An 18,217-nucleotide genomic window follows, 5' to 3' on the forward strand; every position below is an offset into this window, starting at 1 on the left:
CAACTACTGTGACCGGTTGCCCTAAGCTTGACCGCTTGTCCCGACCCACCAGGGAGCCGGTATGGCGGTCACCAGCCAACAGGTCACGCTCTATATGTCGCAACGTCAACAAGGCCAGACCCAGGAGGTCGCCGCCGCCAAGGCCGGCCTCTCCGTCAGAACCGCTCGCCGCCTCGAACGCCGGGCCGAGTCCTCCGAGCCGCCGGCATCACGGCACTGGCGAACCCGGCCCGACCCCTTCGCCGATGTGTGGGAGACCACGCTCGTCCCCCAGCTGGCCGCCGCCCCGGGCTTGCAGGCACTGACCCTGCTGGAGTGGTTGCAGGAGCAGCACCCCGGCCAGTACCCGGACAGCCTGCTGCGAACCCTGCAGCGCCGGGTCAAGGGCTGGCGAGCCGCGCACGGCCCGGAGAAAGAGGTAATGTTCCCGCAAACCCATGGCCCCGGGCTGCGCGGCCTCTCCGACTTCACCGAGCTCAAGGGGATTGTCATTACCGTGGCAGGGGAGCTGCTTGATCACCGGCTCTACCACTTCCGCCTGGCCTACAGCGGCTGGTGTTATGTCCGGGTGGTGCTCGGTGGCGAGAGCTACCCGGCGCTGGCTGAAGGCCTGACCCGTGCGCTGGAGCGGCTTGGCGGTGTCCCCGCGGAGCACCGCACCGACAGCTTGTCGGCGGCCTTCCGCAACCTCGGCCGGGAGGCGGAAGCCGACCTCACCGAGCGTTATGCTGCCCTGTGCGCTCACTACGGCATGACGGCCACCCGTAATAACCCAGGGCGCGGCCATGAAAACGCCAGCATCGAGTCGCCACATGGCCACTTCAAGCGGCGCCTGCAACAGCGCCTGACGCTGCGCGGCTCCCAGGACTTCGCTAGCCTCGATGACTACCAGGCCTTCCTCGATGAGGTGACCACCGCGATCAACCGCCGCAACGCGGCCCGGATCACCGTCGAGCGTGGCGCGCTGCAGCCACTGCCCAGCCGGCCCGGTACCGACTACAGCGAGGTGACGGTGCGCGTCACTACCTCCAGCACCATCCAGGTGCGCAAGGTGCTCTACTCGGTGCCGTCCCGGCTGATCGGCGAGAACCTGCGGGTGCACCTTTACGATGATCGCTTGGTGCTGCATCACGCACAGCAAGCATTGCTGACGCTGAGGCGGCTGCATGCCACGCCGGAAAGCGGCCGGTTGCGGGTCATCGATTACCGCCATGTGATCGGCTGGCTGGTCCGCAAGCCCCGGGCGCTGGCGGGGCTGACGTTCCGCGACGACCTGTTGCCGAGTGCGGAGTGGCGCGAGCTGTACGCCCGGCTGACCGCCGCCTTGCCGGTCGCCGAGGCCTGCAAGCGCATCGTTGGCGCTCTGGCGTTGGCCGCCGAGCAGGACCAGGCCGAGGCGATCGCCAGTTACTGGCTGGGCGCCCTGGCGCGCGGGAAGAGCCCGACGCTGGCCGAGCTCCAGGCCCGCTTCGCCGCCACGCCGAGCGCCACGCTGGTTTTCCCCCAGGTGACTCAGCATGACATCGCCAGCTACAACCATCTGGTGCCCAGCGTGCCGACCACAGAGGTGTGCTGCCATGCCTGATGCCCAGACGCTGCCGCTGCTACTGCGACAGCTCCGCCTGCCCACCATGGCCGCCTGCTGGCCCCAGCTGGAAACCCGCGCCCGAGCCGAAAACTGGAGCCTGCCACAAACACTGGCCGCCCTATGCGAGCACGAGCTGGCCGAGCGTGAGCGACGCCGGCTGGCCCGGCACCTCAAGGAGGCCCGGCTGCCGGTGGGCAAGACGCTGGAGTCCTTCGAGTTCGACGCCATCGCGGCCGAGCAGCGCCAGCAACTGAGCGCCTTGGCCGGCGACACGCAGTGGGTCGACCAGGCTCACAACCTGCTGCTGTTTGGGCCCTCCGGCGTCGGCAAGAGCCACGTGGCGGCCGGGCTCGGGCATACGCTGGTCGACCAGGGTTACCGGGTGCGCTACGCCACCGCCTCAAGCCTGGTCCAGGAGCTCCAGGCTGCCAAGCAGGCACTGCGCCTGAGCGACGCCCTGATCAAGCTCGACAAGTACGCCGTGCTGGTGATCGACGATATCGGCTACGTCCAACGCAGCGAGGCCGAGACGTCAGTGCTGTTCGAGCTGATCGCCCATCGCTACGAGTCGGCCAGCCTGATCATCACCGCCAACCAGCCGTTCAGCGCCTGGGACAGTATCTTCCCCGACAGCATGATGGCCGTGGCCGCCATCGACCGGTTGGTGCACCACGCCACGCTGATGGAGCTGAGCGGGGAGAGCTACCGTAAGCGTGCTTATCAACGACAATTACAAGGAGGAAAAGCTGGGTCGTCGGACTGACGACAACTACCCCACCCAACCGGCCATTTTAATTGTCGCCAAGCGGCCAAAGTAGTTGACGTCGCATAAGCAGCGACCGGGCCTTCTACCTGGAGGCATACAACGGCGACTCCCGATTCACCTACGACCGCATTGGACGCGGCACGGTGTCGATCGAGCGATGCGCTCTCAACATCCTTGGCGGTATTCAGCCAACGAAGCTGTCCCCGATCATTCGAGGCGCACGCGGTGCCGTTAACGATGGTCTGATCCAGCGCTTCCAGCTTGCCGTCTGGCCAGACCCGGTACGGGATTGGAAGTGGATCGACCGCGCTCCCAATCCCAAGGCCAAGGAGCGCTTCGCCCAAGTGTTCTACCGCCTTCACGGTATCGACTTCGGGACAGACGAGAACGGCAATCCGCCCGCCTGGCGCTTCACGCCCGAGGCGCAATCGCTGTTCGTGGAGTGGATGACAGAAATCAACCTCGAATGCCGCTCCGGCACACTTTCACCACTGATGGCTGAACACTTGCTCAAGATGCCGAAAACGGTCGGCAGCCTGGCGCTACTGTTCGCGGTTATCGACGGTGAGCAGGGCAGCGTTAGTGTTGGTTCGACGGCGAGAGCGCTGGAATGGGCCGACTATCTTCGAGGCCATGCCGAACGCTTGTACAGCGCTGCGACCAATAGCGGCATCGAAGGCGCGAAGCTGATTCTCAAGCGTCGAGCCAAGCTACCCAGCCCGTTCAAGACCAAGCAGGTACAGCAGCGCGGCTGGCAAGGATTGGATACCACTCCGGCGGTTCAAGACTCCATCGACGTGCTGGTGGAGCACGGCTACCTGACAGAAGTGGAACGTCCAACGACTGGACGACCAAGGATCGACTATTGGTGGCATCCCGATTACGTCCCGGCGAAGGAGGAAGCGTAATGGGGCGTTGGCTCGAAAAAGTCAGAAATGCCGAGGTAGACACCCCCCGTAAACCACCCAAAAGCCCTTTAGGGGGTTTAGAGGGGGTGGCAGGGGACGCTTTCTCCGAAAAAAACGAAGACGGCGCTCCCGTTACGACAACCGATTGGGTCGAGTGGATCACCGAACGCTGCCCGCTGCTGCCCGAAGACAAGGCCCACGTCTCCCGTGGGCTGTTCCGACTCCATCCGCGTCTACAGCAACGGCTGGCAGAGCGTTACGCCGAAACCTGGAGACGGGGCCACGATGCTGAGCAAAGTGCGGTGAAGCAGGAAAACGCCGGTCGCCGAGCGGCCAATATCATCATTACCAAACTACTCAAAGGTGACGAACATGTCTGACATCGAAGCACTGCAAACCGAAATCGACGCCCTGAAAGCCAAGAACGCCGAGCTGCTGGACGAGCTGAAACGCGCCAAGAAATCCCGTGAATCTGAGGGATTAAAGGAGCAGGTCGAAAAACTGGAGGCCGAGAAAGGCGAGCTTGCCGACCAAATCCATCAACTGACGTTCGAGAAGCCGGTAAACGAGTTCTTCAAGAGCGTCTGCCCGGCTGCCAGCGCCCTACGCCAGACATTTTCGGAGCACTTCGATATTGCCCGTGGCGAGGATGGGAAGTTCTACATCAACGACAAGGACGGCAATCCCACGCTGAAAGCCGTCAAGGTGGGCCAGCATGGCGAAGAACATCACCCGCGAGAACTGACTTTCGATAACCTGCATGACCTGATTCATGAAAGGGGCTTGGAAGATATTCGTTACTTCATGCCGAAGCCCACGGGAAGCGGTGCAACGGGCAGCACTTATCGAAGCGCACCGCGCCCACCGGACAATGACAATAAGCCGCAAGAAAAGACGCTCAATCGCCCACAATTAGGCATGCGGTGATATAATTTCTGTATCGACTGGCGGCCCTTGTGGGGCTGCCTTTCGTTACCCTTCCTCCCTGTGGGAGATGCGCACCAGCCGCACAAGCTGGGACTTGATCGCCTGTGGCGAACCCTCCCGAGACCTGTGGTCCGTGAGAATCACTCAATCCTTATTATCAAGGTGATTCATCATGGCCGTTACACGCCTAACCGACATTATCGAACCGCAAATTTTCACCGATTACATTCTGCAAGAGACGATGCAGAAGACGGCACTGTTCCAATCCGGTGTCGCGGTGAATAACCCCGAGATTGCCCGACAGCTTCGTGCTGGCGCTCACGCTTTCAACGTCCCGTTCTGGCTCGACCTGGGCGACGATGAAGCGGACATCGTTAACGACGATCCCGAAATTCATTCCACGCCAAGCAAGATCGGTAGCGGCAAGCAGATTGTCCGCAAGTCGTTCCTGCACAAGTCATGGTCTGCGATGAATCTGGCTTCCGAGATTGCCGGGGATAACGCCCTACAGCGCATTCAGAGCCGCGTTAGCGCGTACTGGAACCGTCAGATGCAGCGACGCCTTATCGCGTCTCTCAATGGCGTTATGGCGGGAAATACCGCCAACAACGATGGGGACATGGTGCTGGACATTACCGGCGCGACGGGCGCGGCTGCCGTGTTTGGTGCCGAGGCTGTCATCGACGCCACCGGCACGCTTGGCGACTCGCTGAGCAACCTGACCGGGATCGCAATGCACTCCGCCATCTACCGCCAAGCACTCAAGAATGACTTGATCGAGTTCATCCCCGATTCTCAAGGCGGCACCATCGCCACCTTCCGGGGACTGGCGACCATCGTGGATGATGGCCTACCCGCTGACACCGAAGCCGGGGAGTTTACGTCCGTTCTGTTCGGTGCTGGTGCCGTGGGCTATGGCCTGGCCGAACCGGTTATCGCCGAAGGCACGCAAACCGAGGACATCCCGTCCGCCGGTCGTGGTGGCGGTCAACAAATCCTGCATTCCCGCCTGAACGTCGCGATTCATCCGGCTGGCTTTAGCTGGGCCGAAGGCGACATCGCCGACGAGTCTCCGACCCTGGCCGAACTGGCCGATCCGTCGCACTGGCTGCGCACCGCCGAGCGTAAGGCCGTCAATCTGGCGTTCCTGAAAGCCAAGATCGCTTGAATCGGATAAGGCCCCTTCGGGGGCCATTTGGAGACTGTCATGGCTGGTAAACCCGACCGCGTGAAGTGTACCGCTTCACAGAAGAAACCCCCGAAGCACACTGCCGATAAGGTTCTGGAGATGTCGAAGAACGGCGTCTCGATCAAGGGCATCGCCCACGGGCTGAACATTTCCGCCGATCTGTTCCGCGCCTGGCGTGAGAACTACCCCGAGATTCAAAAGGCACTGGATGAAGGCCGCGAGCGTGAGCATGGCGAGCTGCACGGCGCACTGATGGAGCAGGCAAGGGCCGGTAACGTCACCGCGTCAATCTTCCTGCTGAAATGCCGCCACGGCTATCGCGAAGGCGATCAAGGCGACCTGGCTAACCGTGTGTCAGTGACCTTCAACCTACCGGGGCCGCAGTCCGTCGAGGACTTCACCAAGGTGGTTAACGGGGAGGTGGATCGTGGAGACGATTGAGTTAAACGGCTTCCAACAAAAGGTGCTGGCGCTGCCCGAGGAATATGACGTGTTCCTGGGTGGTGGCCGTGGTGGCGGCAAGTCCTACACGCTGGCCCTGCTGGCGATGCGTCACGTTGAAATGTACGGCGACCGCGCCCGGATTCTCTATCTTCGCCGAACGTACAAGGGGCTGGCCGACTTCGAGCTGATTACCCGCGAGCTGTTCGGCATGGTCTACGGCACGGGCGCACGCTACAACGCCGGGGAGCACGTTTGGCGCTTCCCCAACAACGGCTATATGGAGCTGGGCCAGCTTGAGAGTCACGCCGATTACACGAAGTATCAGGGCCGATCCTTCACCCTGCTGATGGTGGATGAAGCCGGACAGTATCCGTTGCCCGACCTGCTGGACATCATGCGATCCAACCTACGCGGCCCCGCCGATATGCCGGTCAGAGTCGTGGTGGCAGCCAACCCCGGCGGCCCTGGGCATCATTGGCTGGCGAAGCGCTACGTCTTTCAGGAGAAGCCGTGGAAGCCGTTTTATGAAGGCAAGTCGAAACGCCAGTGGATCTACGCGCCCTCGACCTTCATCGGCAATCAATTCATCGACACCGCGCAGTATCGTGACCAACTCCAGAGCGCGTGCCCGGACGATCCCGAGCTATTGCGAGCGTGGGTTGATGGCGATTGGGCGGTAAACCGTGGCGCGTACTTCGCCAACGTCATCGACGAGAACCGCAACGCCACTGCCCCGTGGGATCACATCCCCGAAGACTGGATCGTCTATCTCTGCCACGACTTCGGCTCCAGCGCCCCGTCAGTGACCTACATCTGTGCCGTGTCACCTGGTGGCATCGGGCCGGATGGTCAGCACTACGCGAGAGATTCGATTGTCCTGGTGGATGAGCTGGCGACCAACCGGCGGGAGAACCTGAACGCGGGGCTAGGCTGGACCGTTCCCGTTCTGGCTGACGAGATCAGGAAGTGGTGCCTTGAATGGGACGTGAAGCCAAAGGGTGTGGCTGATGATGCCATCTTCGCCCGTACCGGCTCCGGGGCTGGCAGCATTGCCGACGAGTTCCGAAAGGAGGGAGTGACCTTCGAGCCAGCACGCAAGGCGGATCGCCTGACCGGCTGGAACATCATGCGCCGCCTACTCGCCGAAGCGGGGAAACCTGATCGCCCTGGGCTGTATATCGCCCGGCACTGCAAGTATTTCTGGGACACCGTGCCTTATCTCGCCCGTGACCAGAAGCGCGTCGAAGACCTGGAGAGTACCGGCCCGGACCACGCTGCCGACGCGGTGCGATATGGCTGTCTGAGACGTGAGCCGATCAAAGCAGGAAGTGTAGTGGTCGCTGGCTTCCGATAGCAGCGATGGGGATTAGTCGGCGAGTGCCCCACTTCAAGAAAACCCCGACAGCCTGCGCGTCACTTCGACATTGTGGCGGTGGCAGGCACTCCAAGGTGTGGCCGTTCTGACCACGCCTTAATATGGGAATTCCCACCTTTACCGCTGTGCAAATCTGCATGACGCCAACGGGCGCAAAATTGCGCTGATTACCGATGCGAAGATCGTCGCGACGGGGGCTACGCCAACGGCGCACACCGTTAGGAAAAGGCTATTAGGAATGGAGTTCTGATAGGCGCTTTCGTGCGTTTGCCCTGAGCTAAAAAAGTGGTCGAAAAGTAGCCGTTAGCCTGCTAGCAGAAGGCAGCTTGTATGCCTATTTGTATGCCGACCGCTGATATTGGTCGTAAGTGTTTGATTTAACTAAACGGTGCGTGTCTCCCCATCGCACCAAGCAAGTTTTCTGATGCTCCCCTGAAGTCACACCGTTCCCGAAAAGCCAGTACCCATGCGGCTTTCTCTCCTTGATTTAACCCGATCAACCTACTTCATACGCTCTCGCGCTGTACATCGATATGTATATCGAAAGTTCGGTATATAATCCTGCGTCGCAGGACGCCATGAGCGCTCGTGAATCCAGCGGCGGTCTGCCTCGCCATACTTTCTTGCTCACTGTACCTTCTTGCCCAATATACTTTTCTTGCTCAACGAGCGATCACTCGTCGAGATGGCGTATCCATTGGCGGACGCGCCATCGCTGCAGCCGATTGGCGTAGCGTTTGGTAGCCAGCGATACCGGAACCAGAGTGCAGGCATCGCCCTCTTTCATGTGCAGGCGGAAGCGGCGCTCCGCACCGATCGGATGATCTTCACTGCCGTAGATGGCGACGACGCGGATATCGAGAAAATGAAAGACGGTATCATCCGTCGGGCGGTTGCGCTCGAGCGCCACACCGTGGACGCTGCACAACCGCTTCAGAATGGCCTCGAAAGTCCCGACGTGACTGTAGCTCCCGGAGAGCATGGGACCCTGGCTGGACTGCATGCCCTGCCTACGCTCTTCGTGTTCCGCTTCCGACGAGCCCTCGGTATCGGGCCCGTCCTGCTGATGGTCGGCCTCGCAGTCGATCATGTCATTGGTCAACGATCCCTTGCTGGTGTGCAAGGTCACGATGATATGTTCCAGAAAGATCGGCTCGGAGCTCATGTTGCTGATCAGGCAAAGCGAGGTCAGGTCGTTGCCGTGACCCCGGTTGATGATGATGCGGGGGCGCCGTGTTCGGGCGAAGTTCCGGTAGAGAATCTGGGCGTAGAAAAACCATACGAAGAGCGTCAATATGCTCGTGATGGCGCTAATCGCTTTACTGTGTTCTGACAACCACTCCATGGTCGTGATCGGCTCCTGCCTGTTCGACTCGAAAAGACGACAATGTAGGCGAGAACGATGGCGGGCGATATAACTCAGTTTGTGTAACAGGACACGGACGAGGCCAAGCGCCGGCGCTTCAGTTTTCGCCGCCGCGGTCGACATCATCATTGAAAGGATCAACAGCGAAGCGGTCGAGAGAGCAATCGATGATGCGGCGTCTGGAAGTGGTGCGGCCAATGGCTCGCAGGTTGGTGGACTGGATCAACGCCCAGTTGAAGCGGGCGCTGCCGGGCTACTGTGCCTTTTGCCATACGGCTGTCGCTGGCGGTTCGCCCTGGTGCGCCGAGTGCTTCGCGGATATGCCCTGGAATCGGAGCGCTTGCGCTCTCTGTGCCGAACCGCTGCCGATGCTCTCCTCTCCGTCTTCAGTGCCGCGCCGGTGTGGACGATGCTTGAAGCATCCGCCCGCGCAGCAGGCCGCGTGGGTGCCGCTGCGCTACGAGTCGCGGGTGGCCCGTCTGATACAGCGCTACAAGTTCTCGGCGGATGCGAGGGCGGGCGAGGTGCTGGTCCAGCTCATGCTTGCCACCCTGAGCCGATCGCCTGATGTCGGCGAGGCGGTGATCGGCGTGCCCGGGCAGCACGAGCGGACTCGGGAGCGGGGATTCGACCACACGGCGTGGCTGGCGAAGCGTCTGGCCGCGCGGTTGAAAATGCCGGTGATCGAGGCCGAACGACGGCGCGAGACGCCATCCCAGCGCGGCCTGGACCGCCTCTCTCGGCAGCGCAATGTGAAGCATGCGTTCACCGTGGCCCAGCCGTTACCGCCGGCGGTCATGGTCGTCGATGACGTGATGACTACCGGCGCGACGCTGGAGTCGCTGGCAATCGCCTGCCGGGAAGCCGGGGCGCGGCGGGTCACGGTGCTGGCCTTCGCGCGTACGCCCTCGGCACGAATCTGATAGCATGCGCGCATGCAACTCCGCCGTCAGTCGAGGTCCGTATGAGCGCCGTTTCCCTGCATCCGTTCGAGACATTGACGCCGCAGCGGGTCGTCGAGGCCGTCGAGTCTCTCGGCTTCTGGTTGCCCGGCGAGCCGTTCGCGCTCAACAGCTACGAGAATCGAGTCTATTCGTTGACCGACGACGACCGCCGTCGCTGGGTCGTGAAGTTCTATCGCCCGGAGCGCTGGAGCGACGAGCAGATTCTCGAAGAGCACGAATTTCTACAGGCGCTCGCGGCGGAGTCGATTTCGGTGGGGGCGCCCTGGGCAGACGATACGGGCCGGACGCTGCATCACTTCGAGGGTTTCCGCTTTGCCCTGTTCGCGCATGTCGTCGGTCAGGCCCCGGAGCTCGAAGACCCGGCGCACCTCTTTGCTCTCGGCGAACTGATCGGCCGGGTCCATGAGGTTGGGGCTCGCCAGCCTTTTCGTTATCGGCTGCGGCTCGATCCGAATACCATGATCGAGGAGAGTCGCAGTCGAGTCCTCGCGGCGAGCTGGCTCGATGCTCGCCAGCGCAAGACCTACGACCGCGTGATCGATTCGCTCTTGCCGCTGCTGGCGGATCACGCCTGGCCGGACAGCGCGATGCAACGCGTTCACGGCGACTGTCATCTCGGCAACATGCTGGGGCGTGACGAGCAGTTCTCTCTGGTCGACTTCGATGACTGCCTGATGGCGCCTGCGGTACAGGATCTGTGGATGCTGCTGACCGCGCAATCTCCCGAAGAGTGGCAGATGCAGCTGTCCGAAATCATCGAAGGCTACGAGATGACCCGCGAATTCGACCGTCGCCAGCTCGAATGGATCGAGGCCCTGCGAACCTTGCGGCTGATTCGTCACAGTGCCTGGGTGACGGCGCGCTGGGAAGATCCGGCGTTTCCCCGAGCCTTCCCCTACGTCGCCGAGAGCGGCTACTGGGACCAGCATATCCGCCATCTCGAGCAGCAGCGCGTGGCCCTCGACTCGCCGCGCTGGCTGGCCTGATCGGCTGGCGTCCTGTCGAAGCGTGCGACTCGACCCCGTGACGAGTCGCAACGCGAATTGTCCATATCGACGAGATTGCCTGTGTCGGCGAGATTGTCTGTACCGGCGAGATTGTCTGTACCGGCGAAATTGCCTGGGTCGACGAGATAGTGGTGCCGCCGGAGTTTCGCTAGAATCGGCTGACACGATTGGGGCCGAATGTGATCGCGGCCGCGAGCATTCGATGACGATACCGATAGACAAGGCAGCAACATGACAGAGCAACTGGCAGGCCACTTCCACGGGATTCTCGAGAAGCTGGGGGAAGATCCCCAGCGCGAGGGCCTGCGCGATACCCCGATGCGTGCCGCCAAGGCCATGCAGTTCCTGACCCAAGGCTACAGCCAGTCGCTGGAGACGCTGGTCAACGGCGCGGTCTTCGCTTCCGATACCGATGAAATGGTGCTGATCAAGGACATCGAGATGTACTCGATGTGCGAGCACCACGTGCTGCCGTTCATCGGCAAGTGCCACATTGCCTATCTGCCCCAGGGCAAGGTGCTGGGGCTATCAAAGTTCGCACGGATCGTCGATATGTATGCCCGCCGGCTGCAGATCCAGGAAAACCTGACCCGTGAAATCGCCGAGGCGATCATGCAGGTCACGGGAGCCCTCGGCGTTGGCGTGGTGATCGAGGCGCAGCATATGTGCATGATGATGCGCGGTGTCGAAAAGCAGAATTCCAGCATGACCACGTCGGTGATGCTGGGAAGTTTCCGCAAGAACCAGACGACGCGTCAGGAGTTCCTGATGCTGGTCAACGGTCGCTGATAGAAGCGCCGTCAATCGTCGCATTCGTCAAAAGCCAGTCGGTAAAGCCAGTCGGTAAAGTCAGCCGTTAAAGAGAGCCACAAGGATAGCTGCATGGATGGTCGCCTTTTTCATTTCGACGACGAAGCCCAGACCGGCGAGGTGGAGGGGAGCGACGGCAAGCGCTATCCGTTCGATTTCGCACAGTGGCGTGGCCGCGGCCTGCCCAGCGCCGGCACCCCGGTTCGCTTCGAACTTCGTGACGGACAGGCGATCCAGGTCTTCAATCGCCCCGAGGCGCAGCGCCGCGCCAGCAGCACTCGCGGCATCGACGGCAAGACGCGGCGCAAACGACTTTCCCACTGGGCGCTGGCGGCGTTCGTGGTGTCGGTCGTTGGGCTGAGCGCCGGGCGTTACGCGCCGGTGGTGGAAGTCGTGGCGATCGTGCTGGCCTGGCTGGGATTGCGTCACGTGCATCGCCAGCCCCAGCAATTCAAAGGCTACTGGCTGAGCGGCGCAGCGATCGCGATTGCCGTCGGCGTGACGCTCTGGTCACAGCTGTAATCGCCCTGGCCTCGAATGGCATCGCGGTGGTGCTGCCATGGAATCGGTCCGGTTATGAATGACTCTCGGCGTGACCGATCGTGACTGGCACAGGTGACGCTAACGCGCCATCCTTGACGCAGGAGTCGTGACACTGGCATCACTGTCACACGCCGTCGTCATGAACGATTTCATTGCTCGTCGCACCACGGCAACGGCCGGCCTGCGTGGGCCGAATGCCCGCGATCGGCAAGCACATCAAGGAAGGAGTGAGTCATGCAATCCGACAAAGCACAGTCCGTCAAAGCCGAGTCTGTCAAAGAGAGCGCGCTGTTCAGACCTTTTGCCTATATCGACGGTAACTGGGTTGCCGCCGACAGCGGCGAGCAGATCGATGTCGATAACCCCGCCACGGGCGAGATCCTGGGGCACATGCCGCGACTGGGTCGCGCCGAGACCGAGCGTGCCATCGACGCTGCCGAGGCCGCATTGCCGGCGTGGCGCAACCACACCGCGCTGGAGCGGGCCGACATCCTGATGAAGTGGTACGAGCTGATGCTCGAGAACAAGGATGAGCTGGCGGCGATCATGACCGCCGAGCAGGGCAAGCCGGTCAAGGAAGCGGCGGGCGAGATCGTCTATGCCGCCAGTTTCATGCGCTGGTTTGCCGAGGAAGCGCGGCGCATCTATGGCGACACCATCCCCGCGGCCAGCAACCAGCAGCGCATCGTGGTCACCAAGCAGCCGGTGGGCGTCGTCGGCGCCATCACGCCGTGGAATTTCCCCTCGTCGATGATCACGCGCAAGGCCGCGGCTGCGCTGGCGGCGGGCTGCACCATCGTGATCAAGCCGGCCAGCCAGACGCCGTTCTCCGCGACCGCGCTGGCCGCACTGGCAGAGCAGGCCGGTGTCCCGCGTGGCGTGTTCAACGTGGTGCCGGGCAAGGCCAGCGAGATCGCCAAGGCGATGACGGACTCCCCGGTGGTACGCAAGGTCACCTTCACTGGCTCGACCGAAGTCGGCAGTTCGTTGATGGCCGGCGCTGCGCAGCATATCCAGAAGATTTCGCTAGAACTGGGCGGCAACGCGCCGTTCCTGGTGTTCGAGGATGCCGACCTGGACGCCGCGGTCGAAGGGGCGATCGCCTCCAAGTTCCGCAATGCCGGACAGACCTGCGTCTGCACCAACCGCTTCCTGGTCCAGTCGAGCGTGATCAATGCGTTCAGCGAGAAGCTGGCGGCCGCGATGAACAGCGAGCTCAAGGTCGGGGAAGGATTCGAGGAGGGCGTCAACATCGGCCCGCTGATCGATGACGACGCCGTGGCCAAGGTGACAGATCATATCAAGGACGCCACCGACAAGGGCGCGCAGCTGCTGCTCGGCGGCCACGAGCATTCTCTGGGCGGGCGTTTCTTCTCTCCGACGCTGGTCAGCCACGCCACGCCGGAGATGAAGGTCGCCAGCGAAGAGACCTTCGGTCCCCTGGCCGCGGTATTCCCTTTCGAGACGGAAGAGGAAGCCGTGCGCATGGCCAACGACACCCAGTTCGGGCTGGCCTCCTACTTCTACTCGAAGGATCTGGGGCGTGTCTGGCGCGTCGCCGAAGCGCTCGAGTACGGCATGGTCGGCATCAACACCGGCCTGATCTCCAACGCCAGCGCCCCGTTCGGCGGCGTCAAGGCCTCCGGCCTCGGCCGCGAAGGCTCCAAGTACGGCCTCGATGAGTATCTCGAGACCAAATACCTCTGCATCGATCTGGGGAAAGAGCCAGACTGAGCTTCGAGCTTCGAGCTTCGAGCTTCGAGCTTCGAGCTTCGAGCTTCGAGCTTCGAGCTTCGAGCTTCGAGCTTCGAGCTTCGAGCTTCGAGCTTCGAGCTTCGAGCTTCGAGCTTCGAGCTTCGAGCTTCGAGCTTCGAGCTTCGAGCTTCGAGCTTCGAGCTTCGAGCTTCGAGCTTCGAGCTTCGAGCTTCGAGCTTCGAATGAAGAACGCCAGCGACAATGTCGCTGGCGTTCTTCGTTCAACAGTCACACTGTTCTTCGCGGCTCGCGGCTCGCGGCTCGCGGCTCGCGGCTCGCGGCTCAGTGTCGGAAGTGGCGCATGCCGGTAAATACCATTGCGATGCCCGCTTCGTTGGCGGCGGCGATCACTTCCTCGTCGCGCATCGAGCCGCCCGGCTGGATCACGGCGGTGATGCCGGCGGCGGCGGCGTTGTCCAGGCCATCGCGGAAGGGGAAGAAGGCGTCCGATGCCATGACGGAGCCTTCGACCTGCAGGCCGGCATGTTCGGCCTTGATACCGGCGATGCGGGCGGAGTTGACGCGGCTCATCTGGCCGGCGCCGACGCCGACGGTCTGGCGGTTCCTGGCGTAGACGATAGCGTTGGACTTCACGAACTTGGCGACCTTCCAGGCGAAGACGAGGTCGTGCAGCTCCTGCTCGGTCGGCGCCCGCTGGGTGACCACCTTGAGATCCTCGGCGGCGATCATGCCGGTATCGCGGCTCTGTACCAGCAGGCCGCCGTTGACGCGCTTGTAGTCCCAGCCTTCGGCGCTCTTCGCGGGCAGCTCACCGCACTCCAGCAGGCGCACGTTGGTCTTGCTGGCGACGGCTTCGCGGGCTTCCGCCGAGATGCGCGGTGCGATGATGACCTCGACGAACTGGCGCGCGACGATCGCGCTGGCGGTATCGCCGTCCAGCTCACGGTTGAAGGCGATGATGCCACCGAAGGCGGATTCGCTGTCGGTCGCGAAGGCGAGATCGTAGGCCTTGCGGATGCCGCCGTCGGCTTCCGGCACCACGGCGACGCCGCAGGGGTTGGCATGCTTGACGATCACGCAGGCCGGCTTGGTGAAGGACTTGACGCACTCCAGCGCCGCATCGGTATCGGCGACGTTGTTGAAGGAGAGCGCCTTGCCCTGAAGCTGTTCGGCGGTGGCAATGCTGGCTTCCTGCTGGCCGGGTTCGACCGTGCCTGACTCGACCGTGCCCGATTCAATGTAAAACGCGGCTTTCTGGTGCGGGTTCTCGCCGTAGCGCATGCCTTGCTTCTTGGTGAACTGCAGCGACAGGGTGCGCGGGAAATCGGGCTCGCCGTTACCCACGCGCTGGCCGAAGTAGTTGGCGATGGCGGCATCGTAGGCGGCGGTATGCTCGAACGCCTTGATTGCCAGGTCGAAGCGGGTCTTGTGGCTGACGCCGCCCTCATGGCTGGCCATGTCCTTCAGGACGCGGGAATAGTCGTCGGTGCTGACCACGATCGTGGTGTGCTCGTGGTTCTTGGCGCAGGCGCGAACCATCGTCGGGCCGCCGATATCGATATTCTCGACCGCGTCCTCCAGCGTGCAGTCCGGCTTGGCGACGGTCTGCTCGAACGGGTAGAGATTGACCACGACCATGTCGATGGGATCGATGCCGTGTTCCGCCATGACGGCGTCGTCCTGCCCGCGCCGGCCGAGGATCCCGCCGTGAATCTTCGGGTGCAGCGTCTTGACCCGGCCATCCATGATCTCCGGGAAACCGGTGTGGGCCGAGACCTCGGTCACGGCGATGTCGTTTTCCTGGAGCAGGCGGTAGGTGCCGCCGGTCGAGAGCAGCTCGACGCCGCGAGCCGCCAGCTCACGGGCGAAGTCGACGACGCCGGTCTTGTCGGACACGCTGAGCAGTGCGCGACGGATGGCCCGGGGGGCAGTAGAAGCAGAATTTTGAGACATGCCAGTCCACTCTTTTTTACGGCGAGACGGTTGACGATGAGACGGCTGGCGCCCAGGGCATCGCCCGTCCAGATAGGCTCCGCTGGAGCGAAGCGAAGGAGATTCGGGTCAGGTCGTACGGTCGTGTCGTTGTTTCGGATCGTGCCGGCTGGGTCACAATGGTGGATCGAACCGCACCGTTAGATCAAATCGTACTGCTTGAGCTTCTTGCGCAGCGTGCCACGGTTGAGACCGAGCAGTTCGGCAGCGCGGGTCTGGTTGCCTTCCACGTTGCGCATCACGACCTCGAGCAGGGGCGCTTCGACTTCCGCCAGTACCATGGTGTAGAGATTCGAGACGGATTCTCCCTCGAGGTGCGAAAAGTAGCGCTCCATGACGCGCTCGACGCACTCTCTCAACGTCGTGTGAGACAGCGCATCGGGCATCTGAAGAGGGTCGACCTCGGATGGGGATTCACCATCGAGGGCTAAAGGCTGCCGGCTATTCATGCTGCGTGGGTTCCGTTACCGATCGCGGCGGCGTCACCGCGAAAGAGTTCATGGAGAAACTCGAATTGTTGCGTTGCCTGCTCGAGACGATTGAAACGGGCACGGTGTTCGCGGCCGGGGTCACGCGCGGCGAGATACCAGCCGACATGCTTGCGGGCGACTCTGACGCCGAGATAGTCGCCGTAATGCTCGTGCAGCGCGCGCAGGTGACGTTGCATGGTAGTGGCGATCTCTTCCGCGCTGGGCGGCGCATGTTCGCGGCCGGTACGCAGGTAATGCTCGATCTCTCTGAACAGCCACGGGTTGCCCTGGGCACCGCGACCGATCATCACCGCATCGGCGCCGGTGTAGGCCAGTACTTCGGCGGCGCGTTGCGGCGTCGTGATGTCCCCGTTAGCAAAGACCGGTATCGACACCTGCTGCTTGATCGCCGCGATGGTGTCGTATTCGGCCGTCCCGGTGTAACGCTGCTCGCGGGTCCGGCCATGCACGGCCAGCGCGGCGATGCCGGCGTCCTCGGCAAGCCTGGCGACACGTTTCCCGTTGCGGCTCTCGGCGCACCAGCCGGTGCGAATCTTCAGCGTGACCGGAATGTCGACTGCCGCTACCACGGCCTCGAGAATGTCCGCGACCAGCTTCTCGTCCCGCAGCAGGGCAGAGCCCGCCGCCTTGTTGCAGACCTTCTTGGCCGGGCAGCCCATGTTGATGTCCACGATCTCGGCGCCGGCCTCGGCGTTGAGCCGTGCGGCTTCGGCGAGCATCTGCGGGTCGCCGCCGGCGATCTGTACCGAACGCGGCCCCGGCTCGCCGCGATGGATCATGCGCTGGCGCGACTTGCGGGTATGCCACAGCCGACTATCGGACGTCACCATCTCCGACACCACCAGGCCAGCGCCCAGCTCGCGGCAAAGCTGTCGGAAAGGACGATCGGTTACCCCGGCCATGGGGGCCAGAATCACGCGGTTGGGTAGCGTGTGATGGCCGATGCGGGGTAACGGGCGATCGGTCTGCGGTGACACCAAATCACGCATCGTTACAGAGGCTCAGGCAAAACGGGGAGGCTATGATACCGATCACCCTGACGTTGTTGAAGCGCTGTTTGTCGACTCGAGACCTAAGCCGTAGCGCGCAGGCGTGGCGCATGAAGCACTTTCAGGCATGGGCAGCGCAGCATGAATGCCTTCGCAGCGAAAGGCCGGGACGAGGAGCGCCGTTACAAAACCTCAGCCCGGCCGACGCCCGATCAGCAGAACCCAGCCCTCTTTTTCCTGCGGCTCGTCCATGAGGATGCCTTGGGCGCGATAGGCGTCCAGCACCGATTCTGCCTGGGCGGCGAGGATGCCCGACAGCGCCAGCTGGCCGGCGGGGCGGACCCGGGCGGCGATCGTCGGAGCCATCTCGATCAGCGGCCCCGCCAGGATGTTGGCGACGACGACCTCGAACTCGCCCCGGCCGATCTTTTCCGGGTAGTCGAGGATCAGGCTCGCCTCGTCGATCTGGTTGCGCTCGGCGTTGTCGCGGCTCGCCTGCAATGCCTGCGGGTCGATATCGACCCCGACGGCGGTATCGGCTCCCAGCTTGAGCGCGGCGATGGCGAGAATGCCGGAGCCGCAGCCGTAGTCGAGCACCTGCCGTCCGGCGAGATCCTGTGCATCCAGCCAGCCGAGGCAGAGTGCGGTTGTGGGGTGGGTGCCAGTGCCGAAGGCGAGGCCGGGATCGAGCAGCAGGTTGACCGCGTCGGGATCGGGCGCCTCGTGCCAGCTCGGCACGATCCACAGGCGCTGACCCATGCGCAGCGGTTCGAAGCCGTCCATCCATTCGCGCTCCCAGTCGCGATCGGCCAGCAGCTCGTACTCGATCTGCGGCGCCGGGTCGTCGGGCAACTGCTCGGCCCAGGCGCGCCGAACGCGTTCGATCATCGCCTCGACCTCGTTGAGATCGTCGTAAAGCCCCGTGAGGACGGTTTCCGACCACAGCGGGGTCGTGCCACGGTCGGGTTCGAATACCGGCTCGTCGTGGGCATCCTGCAGGGTGATCGCGCTGGCGCCCTCGGCAAGCAGCAGCTCTTCCAGCCATTCGGCCTGCTCGGGGGCGATGGATGCCTTGAGTTGTAGCCACGCCATGGACAGCTCTCCCGGAATGAAGTTTGTGCTCTGTCTGCATGAGCCGGGC

18 protein-coding genes are annotated in these 18,217 nt (G+C 62.7%); 13 read left to right on the plus strand and 5 right to left on the minus strand.

What is annotated here, in order from left to right; all coding sequences use genetic code 11:
- The first annotated feature begins 61 nt into the window (after positions 1 to 61).
- From istA to R5R73_RS07435, 8 genes are all read left to right on the plus strand, one after another.
- A complete protein-coding gene (istA, locus tag R5R73_RS07400; protein ID WP_416221188.1) occupies positions 62 to 1,585 on the plus strand; it encodes an IS21 family transposase in 1,524 nt (507 codons plus the stop codon).
- Positions 1,578 to 2,351: an IS21-like element helper ATPase IstB gene (gene istB, locus R5R73_RS07405; protein WP_322527534.1), complete on the plus strand. Its 774-nt coding sequence runs from the start codon at positions 1,578 to 1,580 to the stop codon at positions 2,349 to 2,351. Before istA ends, istB begins: the two co-directional genes overlap by 8 nt.
- A 65-nt stretch (positions 2,352 to 2,416) precedes the next feature.
- Entirely contained in the window at positions 2,417 to 3,262 is an 846-nt protein-coding gene (locus R5R73_RS07410; RefSeq protein WP_322529571.1) for a DUF3987 domain-containing protein, read from the plus strand.
- Positions 3,262 to 3,642, plus strand: coding sequence for a hypothetical protein (locus tag R5R73_RS07415; RefSeq protein WP_322529311.1), 381 nt, complete (start codon positions 3,262 to 3,264; stop codon positions 3,640 to 3,642). Before R5R73_RS07410 ends, R5R73_RS07415 begins: the two co-directional genes overlap by 1 nt.
- Positions 3,635 to 4,189, plus strand: a complete 555-nt coding sequence (locus R5R73_RS07420) for a hypothetical protein (RefSeq protein WP_322529312.1) — start codon at positions 3,635 to 3,637, stop codon at positions 4,187 to 4,189. Before R5R73_RS07415 ends, R5R73_RS07420 begins: the two co-directional genes overlap by 8 nt.
- Before the next feature lie 172 nt (positions 4,190 to 4,361).
- Positions 4,362 to 5,357 carry a hypothetical protein gene (locus R5R73_RS07425; protein WP_322529313.1) on the plus strand — a complete coding sequence of 332 codons (996 nt, stop codon included), beginning with the start codon at positions 4,362 to 4,364 and terminating at the stop codon, positions 5,355 to 5,357.
- 39 nt (positions 5,358 to 5,396) lie between these two features.
- Positions 5,397 to 5,819, plus strand: a complete 423-nt coding sequence (locus R5R73_RS07430; protein ID WP_322529314.1) for a hypothetical protein — start codon at positions 5,397 to 5,399, stop codon at positions 5,817 to 5,819.
- Positions 5,806 to 7,176 (plus strand): phage terminase large subunit, encoded by a 1,371-nt coding sequence (locus R5R73_RS07435; RefSeq protein WP_322529315.1) that lies wholly within the window; start codon positions 5,806 to 5,808, stop codon positions 7,174 to 7,176. Before R5R73_RS07430 ends, R5R73_RS07435 begins: the two co-directional genes overlap by 14 nt.
- A 694-nt stretch (positions 7,177 to 7,870) precedes the next feature.
- Here R5R73_RS07435 and R5R73_RS07440 read toward each other — a convergent pair.
- Positions 7,871 to 8,491: a hypothetical protein gene (locus R5R73_RS07440; protein WP_322529316.1), complete on the minus strand. Its 621-nt coding sequence runs from the start codon at positions 8,489 to 8,491 to the stop codon at positions 7,871 to 7,873.
- A 239-nt stretch (positions 8,492 to 8,730) separates the two neighbouring features.
- On the opposite strand from R5R73_RS07440, the gene R5R73_RS07445 reads away from it, so the two are divergent.
- From R5R73_RS07445 to R5R73_RS07465, 5 genes are all read left to right on the plus strand, one after another.
- Complete coding sequence (locus R5R73_RS07445; RefSeq protein ID WP_322529317.1) at positions 8,731 to 9,486, plus strand: ComF family protein; 756 nt, start codon at positions 8,731 to 8,733, stop codon at positions 9,484 to 9,486.
- A 41-nt stretch (positions 9,487 to 9,527) separates the two neighbouring features.
- Complete coding sequence (locus R5R73_RS07450) at positions 9,528 to 10,514, plus strand: serine/threonine protein kinase (RefSeq protein WP_322529318.1); 987 nt, start codon at positions 9,528 to 9,530, stop codon at positions 10,512 to 10,514.
- A gap of 252 nt (positions 10,515 to 10,766) precedes the next feature.
- Complete coding sequence (folE, locus tag R5R73_RS07455; protein ID WP_071232936.1) at positions 10,767 to 11,324, plus strand: GTP cyclohydrolase I FolE; 558 nt, start codon at positions 10,767 to 10,769, stop codon at positions 11,322 to 11,324.
- A gap of 93 nt (positions 11,325 to 11,417) precedes the next feature.
- A complete protein-coding gene (locus R5R73_RS07460) occupies positions 11,418 to 11,867 on the plus strand; it encodes a hypothetical protein (RefSeq protein ID WP_071232935.1) in 450 nt (149 codons plus the stop codon).
- Between the two features lie 255 nt (positions 11,868 to 12,122).
- Entirely contained in the window at positions 12,123 to 13,622 is a 1,500-nt protein-coding gene (locus R5R73_RS07465) for an NAD-dependent succinate-semialdehyde dehydrogenase (RefSeq protein WP_071232934.1), read from the plus strand.
- Positions 13,623 to 13,925: 303 nt separating this feature from the next.
- On the opposite strand, the gene purH is transcribed toward R5R73_RS07465, so the two are convergent.
- From purH to prmA, 4 genes are all read right to left on the minus strand, one after another.
- Positions 13,926 to 15,557 carry a bifunctional phosphoribosylaminoimidazolecarboxamide formyltransferase/IMP cyclohydrolase gene (purH, locus tag R5R73_RS07470; RefSeq protein ID WP_322529319.1) on the minus strand — a complete coding sequence of 544 codons (1,632 nt, stop codon included), beginning with the start codon at positions 15,555 to 15,557 and terminating at the stop codon, positions 13,926 to 13,928.
- Positions 15,558 to 15,736: 179 nt separating this feature from the next.
- The gene (gene fis, locus R5R73_RS07475) at positions 15,737 to 15,982 is read right to left on the minus strand and encodes a DNA-binding transcriptional regulator Fis (protein ID WP_071232932.1); all 246 of its coding nucleotides are present in this window, start codon (positions 15,980 to 15,982) and stop codon (positions 15,737 to 15,739) included.
- Between the two features lie 59 nt (positions 15,983 to 16,041).
- Positions 16,042 to 17,076: a tRNA dihydrouridine synthase DusB gene (gene dusB / locus R5R73_RS07480; protein ID WP_322529320.1), complete on the minus strand. Its 1,035-nt coding sequence runs from the start codon at positions 17,074 to 17,076 to the stop codon at positions 16,042 to 16,044.
- Between the two features lie 192 nt (positions 17,077 to 17,268).
- A complete protein-coding gene (gene prmA / locus R5R73_RS07485) occupies positions 17,269 to 18,168 on the minus strand; it encodes a 50S ribosomal protein L11 methyltransferase (RefSeq protein WP_322529321.1) in 900 nt (299 codons plus the stop codon).
- Positions 18,169 to 18,217 lie beyond the last annotated feature (49 nt).

The organism is Salinicola sp. LHM, from assembly GCF_034479735.1.
In the GTDB taxonomy this organism is placed as follows: domain Bacteria; phylum Pseudomonadota; class Gammaproteobacteria; order Pseudomonadales; family Halomonadaceae; genus Salinicola; species Salinicola salarius.

Excerpts from the sequence above, each read along its gene's own strand:
- istA (WP_416221188.1), top strand. The coding sequence starts at position 62 with ATGGCGGTCACCAGCCAACAGGTCACGCTCTATATGTCGCAACGTCAA.
- istB (WP_322527534.1), top strand. The coding sequence starts at position 1,578 with ATGCCTGATGCCCAGACGCTGCCGCTGCTACTGCGACAGCTCCGCCTG.
- R5R73_RS07415 (WP_322529311.1), top strand. The coding sequence starts at position 3,262 with ATGGGGCGTTGGCTCGAAAAAGTCAGAAATGCCGAGGTAGACACCCCC.
- R5R73_RS07420 (WP_322529312.1), top strand. The coding sequence starts at position 3,635 with ATGTCTGACATCGAAGCACTGCAAACCGAAATCGACGCCCTGAAAGCC.
- R5R73_RS07425 (WP_322529313.1), top strand. The coding sequence starts at position 4,362 with ATGGCCGTTACACGCCTAACCGACATTATCGAACCGCAAATTTTCACC.
- R5R73_RS07430 (WP_322529314.1), top strand. The coding sequence starts at position 5,397 with ATGGCTGGTAAACCCGACCGCGTGAAGTGTACCGCTTCACAGAAGAAA.
- R5R73_RS07445 (WP_322529317.1), top strand. The coding sequence starts at position 8,731 with ATGATGCGGCGTCTGGAAGTGGTGCGGCCAATGGCTCGCAGGTTGGTG.
- R5R73_RS07450 (WP_322529318.1), top strand. The coding sequence starts at position 9,528 with ATGAGCGCCGTTTCCCTGCATCCGTTCGAGACATTGACGCCGCAGCGG.
- folE (WP_071232936.1), top strand. The coding sequence starts at position 10,767 with ATGACAGAGCAACTGGCAGGCCACTTCCACGGGATTCTCGAGAAGCTG.
- R5R73_RS07460 (WP_071232935.1), top strand. The coding sequence starts at position 11,418 with ATGGATGGTCGCCTTTTTCATTTCGACGACGAAGCCCAGACCGGCGAG.
- R5R73_RS07465 (WP_071232934.1), top strand. The coding sequence starts at position 12,123 with ATGCAATCCGACAAAGCACAGTCCGTCAAAGCCGAGTCTGTCAAAGAG.
- purH (WP_322529319.1), bottom strand. The coding sequence starts at position 15,557 with ATGTCTCAAAATTCTGCTTCTACTGCCCCCCGGGCCATCCGTCGCGCA.
- fis (WP_071232932.1), bottom strand. The coding sequence starts at position 15,982 with ATGCCCGATGCGCTGTCTCACACGACGTTGAGAGAGTGCGTCGAGCGC.
- dusB (WP_322529320.1), bottom strand. The coding sequence starts at position 17,076 with ATGCGTGATTTGGTGTCACCGCAGACCGATCGCCCGTTACCCCGCATC.
- prmA (WP_322529321.1), bottom strand. The coding sequence starts at position 18,168 with ATGGCGTGGCTACAACTCAAGGCATCCATCGCCCCCGAGCAGGCCGAA.